General features: G+C 65.3%; 7 protein-coding genes and 3 rRNA genes. 5 read left to right on the forward strand and 5 right to left on the reverse strand.

Annotated features, from left to right (window positions below; translation table 11 throughout):
• The first annotated feature begins 19 nt into the window (after positions 1 to 19).
• From WBK50_RS10485 to rrf, 4 genes are all read left to right on the forward strand, one after another.
• The gene (locus WBK50_RS10485; RefSeq protein WP_341335408.1) at positions 20 to 754 is read left to right on the forward strand and encodes an IclR family transcriptional regulator domain-containing protein; all 735 of its coding nucleotides are present in this window, start codon (positions 20 to 22) and stop codon (positions 752 to 754) included.
• A gap of 758 nt (positions 755 to 1,512) precedes the next feature.
• Positions 1,513 to 3,036 (forward strand): 16S ribosomal RNA (locus tag WBK50_RS10490).
• A 375-nt stretch (positions 3,037 to 3,411) separates the two neighbouring features.
• Positions 3,412 to 6,535: ribosomal RNA gene (locus WBK50_RS10495) — 23S ribosomal RNA — on the forward strand.
• 176 nt (positions 6,536 to 6,711) lie between these two features.
• Positions 6,712 to 6,829 (forward strand): 5S ribosomal RNA (gene rrf / locus WBK50_RS10500).
• Together the 16S, 23S and 5S rRNA genes form the textbook arrangement of a ribosomal RNA operon.
• A 511-nt stretch (positions 6,830 to 7,340) precedes the next feature.
• Here rrf and WBK50_RS10505 read toward each other — a convergent pair.
• From WBK50_RS10505 to WBK50_RS10525, 5 genes are read right to left on the reverse strand one after another with little or no spacing between them, the layout of a single operon-like run.
• Positions 7,341 to 8,393 carry a Gfo/Idh/MocA family protein gene (locus WBK50_RS10505; protein WP_341335409.1) on the reverse strand — a complete coding sequence of 351 codons (1,053 nt, stop codon included), beginning with the start codon at positions 8,391 to 8,393 and terminating at the stop codon, positions 7,341 to 7,343.
• A gap of 27 nt (positions 8,394 to 8,420) precedes the next feature.
• A complete protein-coding gene (locus WBK50_RS10510) occupies positions 8,421 to 9,236 on the reverse strand; it encodes a sugar phosphate isomerase/epimerase family protein (protein ID WP_341335410.1) in 816 nt (271 codons plus the stop codon).
• Positions 9,233 to 10,594 (reverse strand): MFS transporter, encoded by a 1,362-nt coding sequence (locus WBK50_RS10515; protein WP_341335411.1) that lies wholly within the window; start codon positions 10,592 to 10,594, stop codon positions 9,233 to 9,235. The genes WBK50_RS10510 and WBK50_RS10515 overlap by 4 nt, the downstream gene beginning before the upstream one ends.
• 38 nt (positions 10,595 to 10,632) lie before the next feature.
• Positions 10,633 to 11,385 carry an SDR family NAD(P)-dependent oxidoreductase gene (locus WBK50_RS10520; RefSeq protein WP_341335412.1) on the reverse strand — a complete coding sequence of 251 codons (753 nt, stop codon included), beginning with the start codon at positions 11,383 to 11,385 and terminating at the stop codon, positions 10,633 to 10,635.
• Positions 11,378 to 11,824: a type II 3-dehydroquinate dehydratase gene (locus WBK50_RS10525; RefSeq protein WP_341335413.1), complete on the reverse strand. Its 447-nt coding sequence runs from the start codon at positions 11,822 to 11,824 to the stop codon at positions 11,378 to 11,380. The genes WBK50_RS10520 and WBK50_RS10525 overlap by 8 nt, the downstream gene beginning before the upstream one ends.
• A gap of 158 nt (positions 11,825 to 11,982) precedes the next feature.
• Here WBK50_RS10525 and WBK50_RS10530 point away from each other — a divergent pair, with 158 nt between their 5' ends.
• A complete protein-coding gene (locus WBK50_RS10530) occupies positions 11,983 to 12,981 on the forward strand; it encodes a LacI family DNA-binding transcriptional regulator (RefSeq protein ID WP_341335414.1) in 999 nt (332 codons plus the stop codon).
• Positions 12,982 to 13,067 lie beyond the last annotated feature (86 nt).

The raw sequence follows: 13,067 nt of genomic DNA on the forward strand, positions 1-13,067 counted from the left end.
CGCCCGTGCGCCCGAGGGCATGGCCGGGCTCGCCAAGGGGCTCGCCGTGATCGAGGCGTTCGGGGACGCGTCGTCCCAGCTCACGGTCGCCGAGGCCGCCCGGCGAACCGACGTGACGCGGGCTGCGGCGCGGCGTTGTCTGCTCACGCTGACCGACCTCGGCTACCTGACCCACGACGGCAAGTTCTTCCGCCCGACGCCGCGGATGCTCCGGCTCGGCGGGGCCTACCTGGACACCGCCTCGCTCCCGGTCCTCGCGCAGCCGCACCTCGTCGCGGCGCGGGACGAGCTGGCCGAGTCGGTGTCCCTGGCGGTGTGGGAGGACGGCTGGTCGGTGTTCGTGGCCCGTGCCGAGGCCGAGCGGATCGTCTCCACCGGCGTCCGCGTCGGTGCCCGGCTGCCCGCGCACTGCTCCGCCACCGGCCGCGTGCTCCTCGCGGCCCTCGACCACGAGGCGCTCGCCGCCTACCTCGCCCGCGGCAACCGTGCGCGGCGCACGGTCCGCACCCTCGTCGCGCCCGAGGACATCACCGCCGCCGTCCAGGTCGTCCGGGTCGACGGTCACGCCACCAGCGACGAGGAGCTCGAGCTCGGGATGCGCGCCGTCGCCGTCCCGGTCACGGACGCGCGCGGCCGGACGGTCGCCGCGATGAGCGTGAGCGCGTCGAGCGCGCGGGTCACGGCGGATGAGCTTCACCGGGACTTCGTGCCGGTACTCGCCGGGCACGCGGCGCGACTGGGACGGATGCTCTGACGCCGCCCGTCGCCGCCTGGTCGACGTCCCGCTCCAGGTCGCGGACGACGTTCCGTCGTGGGGGGCGTGACGGGCAGGTCCGGCCGGGCCGTGCGCCCGCGCCGAAAAGGGGAGGGGCTGAGCCTGCCCGGTCCTCCCACGAGCCCCGGAGGGAAGTGCCGTCGTCCCTCGGGGCGAGCGTGCTCCTCCGGGTGGTCGGGTCTCGTCAACGTCCTCCGCTCCGCAGGGTGCGCGGCCTCGCAGGGGGCCTTGCATCCCAAAACCGCTGGTGAGCGTCGGTGCGTGACCTCGTGGGCTGGCGGGTTCGCAACCGCTGGAGGGGTGAAGTGACCGCGGTCATAAGGGACGAAATCTGCTGTTAACCTGGGTTCGGGGGCGTGGTTGGGCCGTTGACCTGGGGTGATGGTGCTCGGGCCGGGGGTTTGGGGGCGATTTGACGGCGTTGGGTACCGGGGCGTAACTTTCTCGTTGTCAGCGAGACGCCGGACAGAACGGGCCCTGGAGGCCCGGTCAACAGGCCCGCTGGCCGCCTCCCTCACCGGGACCCCCTGAGATCCGATGGATCGTGGCGGGTGTACGGTGGTGGAAAGCCCCGGATGTTCGCCTCGCGGCGTGTGATGGTGTGCGGGTGTCTTTTGAGAACTCAACAGTGTGTCGAGCTTGTTTTCTTGTTTGGTGGTTTTTGTGCCAGATGAGTTCGGCCGGCGTGGGACCCCGTCCCTGATGCGTCGGTCGGCATTTTTTTGTAGGGCCAGTTTTTGTTGGAGAGTTTGATCCTGGCTCAGGACGAACGCTGGCGGCGTGCTTAACACATGCAAGTCGAGCGGTAAGGCCCTTCGGGGTACACGAGCGGCGAACGGGTGAGTAACACGTGGGTGACCTGCCCTCAGCTCTGGGATAAGCCTGGGAAACTGGGTCTAATACCGGATATGACCACATGTCGCATGGTGTGTGGTGGAAAGTTTTTTCGGCTGGGGATGGGCCCGCGGCCTATCAGCTTGTTGGTGGGGTGATGGCCTACCAAGGCGACGACGGGTAGCCGGCCTGAGAGGGCGACCGGCCACACTGGGACTGAGACACGGCCCAGACTCCTACGGGAGGCAGCAGTGGGGAATATTGCGCAATGGGCGGAAGCCTGACGCAGCGACGCCGCGTGGGGGATGACGGCCTTCGGGTTGTAAACCTCTTTCGCTATCGACGAAGCCTTTCGGGGTGACGGTAGGTAGAGAAGAAGCACCGGCCAACTACGTGCCAGCAGCCGCGGTAATACGTAGGGTGCGAGCGTTGTCCGGAATTATTGGGCGTAAAGAGCTCGTAGGCGGTGTGTCACGTCGATCGTGAAAACTTGGGGCTTAACTCTGAGCTTGCGGTCGATACGGGCATCACTGGAGTTCGGCAGGGGAGACTGGAATTCCTGGTGTAGCGGTGAAATGCGCAGATATCAGGAGGAACACCGGTGGCGAAGGCGGGTCTCTGGGCCGATACTGACGCTGAGGAGCGAAAGCGTGGGGAGCGAACAGGATTAGATACCCTGGTAGTCCACGCCGTAAACGGTGGGCGCTAGGTGTGGGGGCCATTCCACGGTCTCTGTGCCGCAGCTAACGCATTAAGCGCCCCGCCTGGGGAGTACGGCCGCAAGGCTAAAACTCAAAGGAATTGACGGGGGCCCGCACAAGCGGCGGAGCATGTGGATTAATTCGATGCAACGCGAAGAACCTTACCTGGGTTTGACATGCACCAGACATCCCTAGAGATAGGGCTTCCCTTGTGGTTGGTGTGCAGGTGGTGCATGGCTGTCGTCAGCTCGTGTCGTGAGATGTTGGGTTAAGTCCCGCAACGAGCGCAACCCTCGTTCCATGTTGCCAGCGGGTTATGCCGGGGACTCATGGGAGACTGCCGGGGTCAACTCGGAGGAAGGTGGGGATGACGTCAAGTCATCATGCCCCTTATGTCCAGGGCTTCACACATGCTACAATGGCCGATACAGAGGGCTGCGAGACCGTGAGGTGGAGCGAATCCCTTAAAGTCGGTCTCAGTTCGGATTGGGGTCTGCAACTCGACCCCATGAAGTTGGAGTCGCTAGTAATCGCAGATCAGCAACGCTGCGGTGAATACGTTCCCGGGCCTTGTACACACCGCCCGTCACGTCACGAAAGTTGGTAACACCCGAAGCCGACGGCCCAACCCCTTGTGGGAGGGAGTTGTCGAAGGTGGGACCGGCGATTGGGACGAAGTCGTAACAAGGTAGCCGTACCGGAAGGTGCGGCTGGATCACCTCCTTTCTAAGGAGCTCACCGGTTGGTGAGGTTGAACCGGCGCCGTGGGTATGCCCCGCGGGTGGTCGGTCTCCTTTCACACAATCCGCTTCGCCGGCCTGGGGTCGGTGGGTGGCTGGGTGGAACACAAAATACCAATTCATGCTGAACGAGACAGCAGGCCGTTTCCTTTCGGGGGGCGGCGAGGCTTGGCACACTGTTGGGTCCTGAGGAGACACCGGTGATCGGTGTGGTTCTCGGGCTGCTCCCGGCCTGGACCGTCTAACGCCTCCCGCGCCGCTGGGTTTTTTCCAGTGGTGGGTGGGGGTGGTGGTGGTCAGGGATTGGTTGGGGTGTGGTTGTGTGTTGAGTGTTGCATAGTGGATGCGAGCATCTTGTTGTGGTCAAGTGTTTAAGGGCACATGGTGGATGCCTGGGCATCAGGAGCCGATGAAGGACGTGGGAGACCGCGATAGTCCTCGGGGAGTTGTCAACCAAGCTGTGATCCGAGGGTGTCCGAATGGGGAAACCCGGCGCGTGTCATGACGCGTCACTAGCATCTGAATTCATAGGGTGTTAGGGGGAACGTGGGGAAGTGAAACATCTCAGTACCCACAGGAAGAGAAAACAACCGTGATTCCGTGAGTAGTGGCGAGCGAAAGCGGAAGAGGCTAAACCGGGTCCGTGTGATAGCCGGCAGGCGTTGCGGATGCGGTGTTGTGGGGTTTCGTCGTGTGGGCGCTGCCGTGCCTGCGAAGCCGTGTTGCAGTGTTAGTGGAAGACTTCTGGAAAGGGTCGCCGTAGTGGGTGAGAGCCCCGTACGCGAAAACATTGTGAGCGGTTTGGACGTTGTCCCCGAGTAGCAGCGAGCTCGTGGAATTTGCTGTGAATCTGCCGGGACCACCCGGTAAGCCTAAATACTCCCTGATGACCGATAGCGGACGAGTACCGTGAGGGAAAGGTGAAAAGTACCCCGGGAGGGGAGTGAAATAGTACCTGAAACCGTGTGCCTACAAGCCGTCAGAGCCTACTTGTTGGGTGATGGCGTGCCTTTTGAAGAATGAGCCTGCGAGTTATGCTTCGTGGCGAGGTTAACCCGTGTGGGGTAGCCGTAGCGAAAGCGAGTCTGAATAGGGCGCTTATAGTCGCGGGGTATAGACCCGAAGCGGAGTGATCTAGCCATGGCCAGGGTGAAGCGTCGGTAAGACGACGTGGAGGCCCGAACCCACCAGGGTTGAAAACCTGGGGGATGAGCTGTGGTTAGGGGTGAAAGGCCAATCAAACTCCGTGATAGCTGGTTCTCCCCGAAATGCATTTAGGTGCAGCGTCGCGTGGTGGGTACCGGAGGTAGAGCACTGGATGGTCTAGGGGGCCGACAAGCTTACTGAAATCAACCAAACTCCGAATGCCGGTACTTTTAGCGCGGCAGTGAGACTGCGGGGGATAAGCTTCGTAGTCGAGAGGGAAACAGCCCAGATCACCGGCTAAGGCCCCTAAGCGTGCGCTAAGTGGGAAAGGATGTGGGATCGCCCAGACAACCAGGAGGTTGGCTTAGAAGCAGCCACCCTTGAAAGAGTGCGTAATAGCTCACTGGTCAAGTGGTCCTGCGCCGACAATGTAGCGGGGCTCAAGCGCACCGCCGAAGCCGTGGCATTCCAGCATTGATCCGCCCGAGGATTTCGGTTTTTGGGTGTAGTCGTTGGGATGGGTAGGGGAGCGTCGTGCATCCGGTGAAGCGGCAGCGTGAGCTAGTCGTGGAGGGTGTGCGAGTGAGAATGCAGGCATGAGTAGCGAATGAAGAGTGAGAATCTCTTCCGCCGAATGACCAAGGGTTCCTGGGCCAGGCTGTTCCGCCCAGGGTGAGCCGGGACCTAAGGCGAGGCCGACAGGCGTAGTCGATGGACAACGGGTTGATATTCCCGTGCTCGTGATAGTGCGTCCGTGCCGAGGCCGGTGATGCTAACCATCCGAAGCCCCCCGCCTGTTCCTTCGGGAGCGGTGGGTGTGGTGGAGCGTGGGACCCGATCCGGTAGTAGGCAAGCGATGGGGTGACGCAGGAGGGTAGCCTCGCCAGGCGGTGGTAGTCCTGGTGTAAGCGTGTAGCCCGACTCCTAGGTAAATCCGGGGGTCGTGACGGGTGAGACGTGATGCGTAGCCGATTGAGGCGAAGTAGGGTGATCCCATGCTGTCGAGAAAAGCCTCTAGCGAGTGCTGTTGCGGCCCGTACCCCAAACCGACACAGGTGGTCAGGTAGAGAATACCGAGGCGATCGAGCGAACTGTGGTTAAGGAACTCGGCAAAATACCTCCGTAACTTCGGGAGAAGGAGGGCCGTCTGACTTGAAGCCCCTTGCGGGCTAGGGTTGGGCGGTCGCAGAGACCAGGCCCAAGCGACTGTTTACTAAAAACACAGGTCCGTGCGAAGTCGCAAGACGATGTATACGGACTGACGCCTGCCCGGTGCTGGAACGTTAAGAGGACCTGTTAGTCCCTTCGGGGGCGAAGCGGAGAATTTAAGCGCCAGTAAACGGCGGTGGTAACTATAACCATCCTAAGGTAGCGAAATTCCTTGTCGGGTAAGTTCCGACCTGCACGAATGGCGTAACGACTTGGGCGCTGTCTCGACCACAGACTCGGCGAAATTGCACTACGAGTAAAGATGCTCGTTACGCGCGGCAGGACGGAAAGACCCCGGGACCTTTACTATAGCTTGGTATTGGTGCTCGGTTCGGCTTGTGTAGGATAGGTGGGAGACTGTGAAGCGGCCACGCTAGTGGTTGTGGAGTCGTTGTTGAAATACCACTCTGGTCGAATTGGGTGTCTCAACCTCGGGCCATGATCTGGTTCAGGGACAGTGCCTGGTGGGTAGTTTAACTGGGGCGGTTGCCTCCTAAAGAGTAACGGAGGCGCCCAAAGGTTCCCTCAGCCTGGTTGGCAATCAGGTGTTGAGTGTAAGTGCACAAGGGAGCTTGACTGTGAGACTGACAGGTCGAGCAGGGACGAAAGTCGGGACTAGTGATCCGGCACCACCTTGTGGAAGGGGTGTCGCTCAACGGATAAAAGGTACCCCGGGGATAACAGGCTGATCTTGCCCAAGAGTCCATATCGACGGCATGGTTTGGCACCTCGATGTCGGCTCGTCGCATCCTGGGGCTGGAGTAGGTCCCAAGGGTTGGGCTGTTCGCCCATTAAAGCGGTACGCGAGCTGGGTTTAGAACGTCGTGAGACAGTTCGGTCCCTATCCGCCGCGCGCGTAGGAGACTTGAGGAAGGCTGTCCCTAGTACGAGAGGACCGGGACGGACGAACCTCTGGTGTGCCAGTTGTCCCGCCAGGGGCATGGCTGGTTGGCTATGTTCGGAAGGGATAACCGCTGAAGGCATCTAAGCGGGAAGCTCGTTCCAAGATGAGGTCTCCCACCACCTTGCGTGGTTAAGGCTCCCAGTAGACGACTGGGTTGATAGGCCAGAGATGGAAGCCCTGTGAGGGGTGGAGTTGACTGGTACTAATAGGCCGAGGGCTTGCCACAACAAGTTGTTCGCATCCACTGTGTGACCCTGAGCACACAACCCTCATCACCCGATACCCCGGGAAAACCGGGGGTTCGGGGGTGGCGGGTTGGTGTTCGACCCGGGTCGTTCCTTTTTCGGGTTCGAGGTTTCTCGAATCCGCTGGGGGTCGGGGCGGGGATAGGTGAATAGTGTTGTCGGTGGTTTTGGCGGAGCGGGGAACGCCCGGTCCCATCCCGAACCCGGAAGCTAAGCCCTCCAGCGCCGATGGTACTGCACTCGTCAGGGTGTGGGAGAGTAGGTCGCCGCCGACATTCAACATCAAGTAGGCCCCCGCCGTCAGGTGGGGGCCTACTTTTTGTCTACGGAAATGGTCCCGTAGCTTCGCTACGGGACCATTTCTGCAGTTCTGAGGAAGATTCCGGCGCGGGTGCGGGGCGTGTTCGCACGTACGGCACCTTCGCGCACTAGGTTCGCACGAAGGTGCCGTACGTGCAGAAACACGGGATGCGGCCGGGGTTACCGCGCGTCGATACCCACCGCGTCCGCCACCGAGGCGAAACCGTCGCTGGCAGCAGAGACTGAACGACAGCGCAGACCAGGATCGCCGTGAACACCATCCAGCGCGGCACTCCGGCGTTCCGGTCTCCGGGGTCCGAGGTCATGGCCAGTGTGGCGCCGCGGAGAAGAGTCCGCTCGACGGATAGAAGCTGGACGAGTGCCAGCCGGCGCCGTGTCGCCACACCAATTCGTGGTGTGGCAGTGCGACTCCGGCGGGAGGCAGCGGGTGCCGCGGCGCGCAATCCGGTGGCAGGCCGCGACGAATCACTCGGCCGGAACGAGGTCGTCGACCCGAACCAACTCGCGGGTCTCCGCCGATCTCGCGACGGCAAGGGTGGCGGCCAAGGTACGCATCCCGTCCGCAGCGTCGATCAGCGGCTCCGCCCGCCCCTCGACGACGTCGACGAAGTGCCTGAGCTGGTTCTCGTAGGGGTCGGAGCTGTCGGTGGGGACGCGCTGGTGGACGAGTGGGCTCCGCCAGTCTCCCCCGCCGGGTGCTCCCAGAAGCTCCATCGTCGGCACCGCCAGTGAGGCTTCTGTCCCGCCGATGAGGTAGCAGTCGGCGGGTGTGTACGGGAAAAACGGGGCCTTTCCGGAGTTCAGGTCCCAGCACCACGGTGCCGGTACGGCATCGCTGAGCACGAGCGTGCCGACTGCTCCGCTCGCGAAATTCAGGATGACCGCTGCGGAGTCCTCCACTTCCAGTCCACGAACCTGGTTCGACGACAGGGCACCGACCGTGACGATCTCCCCGAGCAGGAAGCGGAGCGCGTCGATGTCGTGGATGAGGTTGATCAGGATCGGGCCGCCACCGGGCGCCCGCCGCCAGCCGGCGTCGAAGTAGTCGTCGTTCTTCCGCATCAGGCAGGTGCCGCTGACCGCGACCACGCGACCGAGGCGGCCGGACACGATGCAGGACCGCGCGCGGGCGATGTCCGGGCTGTGGCGCCGCTGGTGGCCCACCAGGACCGGGACCGAAGCGTCGCGGGAGGCTTCGACCAGCAGATATGCGGATTCGAGGGTGTCCGCGATCGGCTTCTCGACGAGAACCGCGAGGTCGTGTGCGACGAGGTCGGTCGCCACTGGCACGTGCAAGGCGTTGGGCAGGGCGACGACGGCGCCGGCGATTCCGCCGTTCTCGAGCATGTCTTCGTGGTTCGCGAAGTACGGGACGCCGTAGGACCCGGCCAGCTCCCTTGCGGCCGGTTCGGGGTCGACGATCGCGCCGAGCGTGGCGTCCCGTGACTCGTTGATGAGGCGGGCGTGTTCGCGGCCGATCCTGCCGGCGCCGATGACTGCCAGGGCTGGTGAAGGCATGTCGCTTCCTCCGGGTGTGTGGCGCGGTCAGGAGACCCAACCGGCGTCGGAGAGCAGTCGCGTCGTGGCCACGCGGGCGCTCTCGGCGACCCAGCTGACCGGCTGTTGTTCGAGCGTGTCCGAGATCGGTTCGACCGTGACGGGCGGCCTCACTCCCTGCGCGGAGACGGCGCGGAGGAACCCGTCGAGGTCGAGGGTGCCGTGGCCGGGGTGGGTCCGGAGGTGTCGAGCCTCGTGGGCGAGGTCGATCCGGGGCCCGCGGGGGAGGAGGTCGGAGAGCTGGACGACCGCCACCTGTGCACACAGGTCCGGGGTGAGTTGGTCGAGCTGGCCGCCGGAGCGGAAGAAATGGACGACGTCGAGCACGATCTGTACGTGTTGGCAGCCGGGGGTCTGCAGCAGGGACTGCATGTCGGCGACGTCGCGGATCGCGCTGTAGGGCATGAACTCGAACGCGACCGTGGTGTCGCGCGCGCGGGTGCACACGTCGGCGAGGCCGGCGGCGACCTGCTCGGGTTGGCCGTGGAAGGCCGCGACGTGGATCCGGTCCGGGGTGAGGACCGGGATGAGATCGAGGACGAGCTCGTTGAGGTGGCGGGCCCGCGGGTCGCCGCCGATCCGGACGAGCTCGAGCTCGGCGACCCGGAGCCCGTGGCTGGAAACTCGATCCGCCATCTCCTCGGGCGACATGCCCCGCTCGAGGGCCGCAACGACCTGGCCGACGGACACCCCGATACCGTCGAAGCCGCTGGAGGCGGCCGCCGCGACGGCCTCCTCGAACCGGCGGCCTCGGAAGGTCATCGCTCCCAGCGCGAGCCGCGAAGGCACGTTGGTGCTGCTCATGCGGTCGCCGCCCGACCGCGAGCCGGCGACGCGACCTCGTTGCCCGCGGCGTGGAAGTCCACGTTCCTCGTCTCGGGCGTGAGCCTGATCATGATCAGGCTCAGGATGTAGGCCGCCGCAAGCAGCAGGGAGATGCTCCAGGGGGTGCCGGTGACCTGAAGCAGCAGCGCCGCGACGAAGGGGGTCGGGGCGCCCCCGATGAGGTTGGTCAGGGTGTAGGCCGAGGCGTGACCCGAGTAGCGGACGGGTGTCGGGAACGGCTCGGCGAAGATCGCCGCGAGCGCGCCGAACTCGATGTACTGCGACACGAGGGTCAGGACGTTCGCGGCCAGCATGAGCGGCCAGACCTCGGTGTCGAGCAGGGGGAAGTAGGCGAGGGCACCGACGAGGCTGATCGTGGCGAAGGTGTAGAGGACGGGCTTGCGGCCGTAGCGGTCGGCGAGCCGGCCGCCCAGGGGTACGGCCGCGACACCGAGCAGGTTGGTGGCCAGGATGAGGGTGAACGAGGTCTGGCTCGACATGCCCAGCGTGTGCTGTATGTAGTCGACGGAGTACGTCGTCACCATGTAGGAGCAGGCGACGTTGGCCGCCCAGAGGAAGGTCAGCCGCAGGATGTCGCGCGGGTAGGTCCGCAGGACGGTGAGCAACGGGCGCTTGACCAGCATGTTCTGCTTGCGGGACCTCTCGAACGCGGGAGTCTCGCCGAGGGTGCGGCGCATGAGGAACCCGAGGATGGCCATCGCGAAGCCGAGGATGAACGGGATTCTCCAGGCCCACGCGAGGAAGGCCTCTTCGCCCGCGGCGCCGCGGACCAGCACGAGGACCAGCGCGACGAAGACCTGCCCGAGCGGGGATCCCATGTTGACGATGGAGCCGTAGAAGGCGCGCCGGCCGGCCGGGGCGTACTCCATGGCCATGATCTGTGCGGCGCTGGACTCGCCCCCGAGGCTGAAGCCCTGCACGATGCGGAGGAGGACGAGCAGGACCGGAGCCCAGATCCCCCAGCTGCCGTAGCCGGGAAGCAGGCCGATGCCGAGCGAGGAGAAGCCCATCGCGATGATCGCGGTGAGCATGGTGCGCTGGCGGCCGATCCGGTCGCCCAGGTTCGCGAAGAACGCCGCGCCCAGGGGCCGGGCACCGAGCCCGACACCGAAGGCGGCGAAGGCCGCGAGCACACCGGTGGTCGGATCCAGTGCGGGGAAGAACAGCTTCGGGAACACGATCGCGGAGACCGTGCCGTAGAGCGCGAAGTCGAACCACTCCAGGGAGGTTCCGGAGGCGGCGCCCGCGAGGACCTTGCGCATCTCGCGGGGTGTGGGGGTCGCGACGGCAGAACCGCCGGAGTCCGAGCTCGGCATGGCGACGTCCTTGTCGGGAGAGGGAGGGTAGCGGTCGATCAGGAGGTCGCGCGTCCGCCGCTGAGGTCGAAGCACTGCGCGGTGGAGTAGCTGGCCTCGGCGGAGAGGAGCCAGCAGATCAACGCGGCGGCCTCCCCGGTCGTGGCTGGACGGCCCATCGGGACGCGGCGGAGCCGGTCGGCGTTGTGCTCGGGCCCGAGCCGGTAGAACAGCTCGGTACCGACGGGGCCGGGCGCAACCGCGTTGGCGGTGACACCGGTGGTCGCGAGTTCCTTGCCCACGCTCTTGACCAGGGCGACCAGCCCGGCTTTGGAGGCGGCGTAGGCGTGTTCCTCGACGTTGGCCTCCTTGGCGGCGATGGAGGCGAGCGCGACGATCCGGCCCCATCCTCGGCCTCGCAGCTCCGGGACCATGCTCTTGATGCCCAGGAAACAACCGGTGAGGTTGACGTCGAGCACGCGCTGCCAGTCGGCGAGCTCGAGCTCGGCAGTCGGCACCAGAGGCTGCGAGATGCCGTGGCACAGCGCGAGGCCGTCGGCGGCGCCGATGTCGACGGCCTGCTTCACCGTGGCGGCCCAGCCCTCTGCATCGCCGACGTCGAGGACGGTGCGGGTCACGCGGTCGGTGTCCGGCTCGGAGCTGGGTACGGCGTCGGTGGCCAGGACGGTGGCGCCCTCTGCGGCGAGGCGATCGACGACTGCGCGGCCGATGCCGCCGACGGCACCGGTGACGACGAACCCGCGGCCCGCGAAGCGGCCCGGCCAGAAGGTCTGCCCGGACGGCTCAGACACGGGCGGCATCCTCGATGTGCTCGCACAGGCTGCGCAGGGCGATGGGGTACCCCTTCGCGCGCAGGCCGGCGATGTAGACGGAGGCCAGCGGCGCGAACATGTCAGGGTGCGCCTGCCGCTCGTAGCGGAAGATCGCTGACATGTGCACGACGGCGATGGGCAGGTCCGAGTCGGCGAGCGCGTCGTAAAGGGAGCGGCCGTACGGGGTCAGACCGGCCGGATTGATCACGATGCCGTCGACCTCGTCCTGACAGGTGCGCAGCCAGTCGATCAGCGCGCCTTCGTGGTTGGACTGGTACTGCGTCACCTCGACGCCGAGGTCCGTGGCGGTCTTCTCGATGTCCTCGGTGATGTCCGCGAGGGTGCGGGTGCCGTACTTGTCCGGCCGCCGCTTGCCCAACCGGTCGAGGTTGGGGCCTTGCAGAACTGCGATCTTCACGCTGGTCGTCCTCGTCGTCGGGAGCGGCTGGGGGCTTGGACTACGTAGTCATCGGAGTATGACTGCGTAGTCATTTCGGTGCAAGGGGCGCGGAGCCGGTCTCTTCGAGTCAACGGGGCGCCTACTATCCGTCAGGAGCACGACGCGGACGGAGAGCGATGACGAGCACTGGTTGGGACGTTGCGCGGGAGGCGGGCGTCTCCCAGACGACGGTCTCCCGCACCTTCCGCGGCGATCCGCGGGTCGCCCCGAAGACCCGCGAGCTCGTTCTCGAGGTGGCATCCAGGCTCGGCTACACGCCCGACCCGATCGCGCGCGGTCTCGTGACCCGCCGTTCCGGGGTCGTGGCAGTGGTCGTCGCCGACATCACCAACCCGATCTACCCGGCGCTGATCACGACCCTGCACGAGCAACTCCGCACGCGAGAGCTGCGGATGATGCTGTTCAAGGAGCGTGACGACGGCGCGAGCCCCCACGACGTGCTCGATCTCGCGACGAGCGCGGTCGACGGCATCGTCTTCGCCTCGGCCACCGTCGAGTCCGAGGTCGTCGCGCGGTTCGCCCATCGCGTGCCCGCAGTGCTGATCAGCCGCGACGCGCCGGGAGTCGAGCTGGACAAGGTCCTGCCCGACGACGACGGCGGATGCCGCGCAGTCGCCCGACACCTGGTCGAGTTGGGCCACAGGAGGATCGGCATGATCGCCGGCTCCCGGTACACCTCCAGCGGGCGTGGGCGTGTCGATCTCTTCCGTGCAGCCCTGGACCGGTTGGGTGTCGGTCTGGACGACGAGCTGATCCGACGCGGTGACTCCACCTACGACAGCGGCGCAGGCTGCATGAACGAACTGCTCGACCACTCCGAGCGGCCGACAGCGATCTTCTGTGCGAGCGACACGATGGCGATCACGGCGATGGACGTCGCCCTCCGGCGAGGTGTGCGGATCCCCGACGACGTCTCGCTCGTGGGCTTCGACGACATTCCGGCGTCCGGCTGGGCCATGATCGATCTGACGACCGTGCGGCAGCCCTTCGAGGCGATGGCCCGTGACGCGCTGGACCTGCTGGCCAAGCGGATGGCGGGGGAGGGCGGGCCTCCCCAGCTTCATCGCCATGGCGTCGAGCTCGTCCCTCGAGGGACGACCGGGAAGGTCGAATAGCGCACCCTCGTCGTGGGTCGACGATGTGTGCCGAACGGCCTCGCCACCTCTGCAGTGAGCTCACCGGACGCCGGACCGGCGAGGGT

Source organism: Pseudonocardia sp. T1-2H (genome assembly GCF_038039215.1).
In the GTDB taxonomy this organism is placed as follows: domain Bacteria; phylum Actinomycetota; class Actinomycetes; order Mycobacteriales; family Pseudonocardiaceae; genus Pseudonocardia.

Bases quoted from the DNA above. Each gene is read 5' to 3' on its own strand.
- WBK50_RS10510 (WP_341335410.1), bottom strand. From the start codon at position 9,236: ATGAGCAGCACCAACGTGCCTTCGCGGCTCGCGCTGGGAGCGATGACC.
- WBK50_RS10530 (WP_341335414.1), top strand. From the start codon at position 11,983: ATGACGAGCACTGGTTGGGACGTTGCGCGGGAGGCGGGCGTCTCCCAG.
- WBK50_RS10485 (WP_341335408.1), top strand. From the start codon at position 20: ATGGCCGGGCTCGCCAAGGGGCTCGCCGTGATCGAGGCGTTCGGGGAC.
- WBK50_RS10505 (WP_341335409.1), bottom strand. From the start codon at position 8,393: ATGCCTTCACCAGCCCTGGCAGTCATCGGCGCCGGCAGGATCGGCCGC.
- WBK50_RS10515 (WP_341335411.1), bottom strand. From the start codon at position 10,594: ATGCCGAGCTCGGACTCCGGCGGTTCTGCCGTCGCGACCCCCACACCC.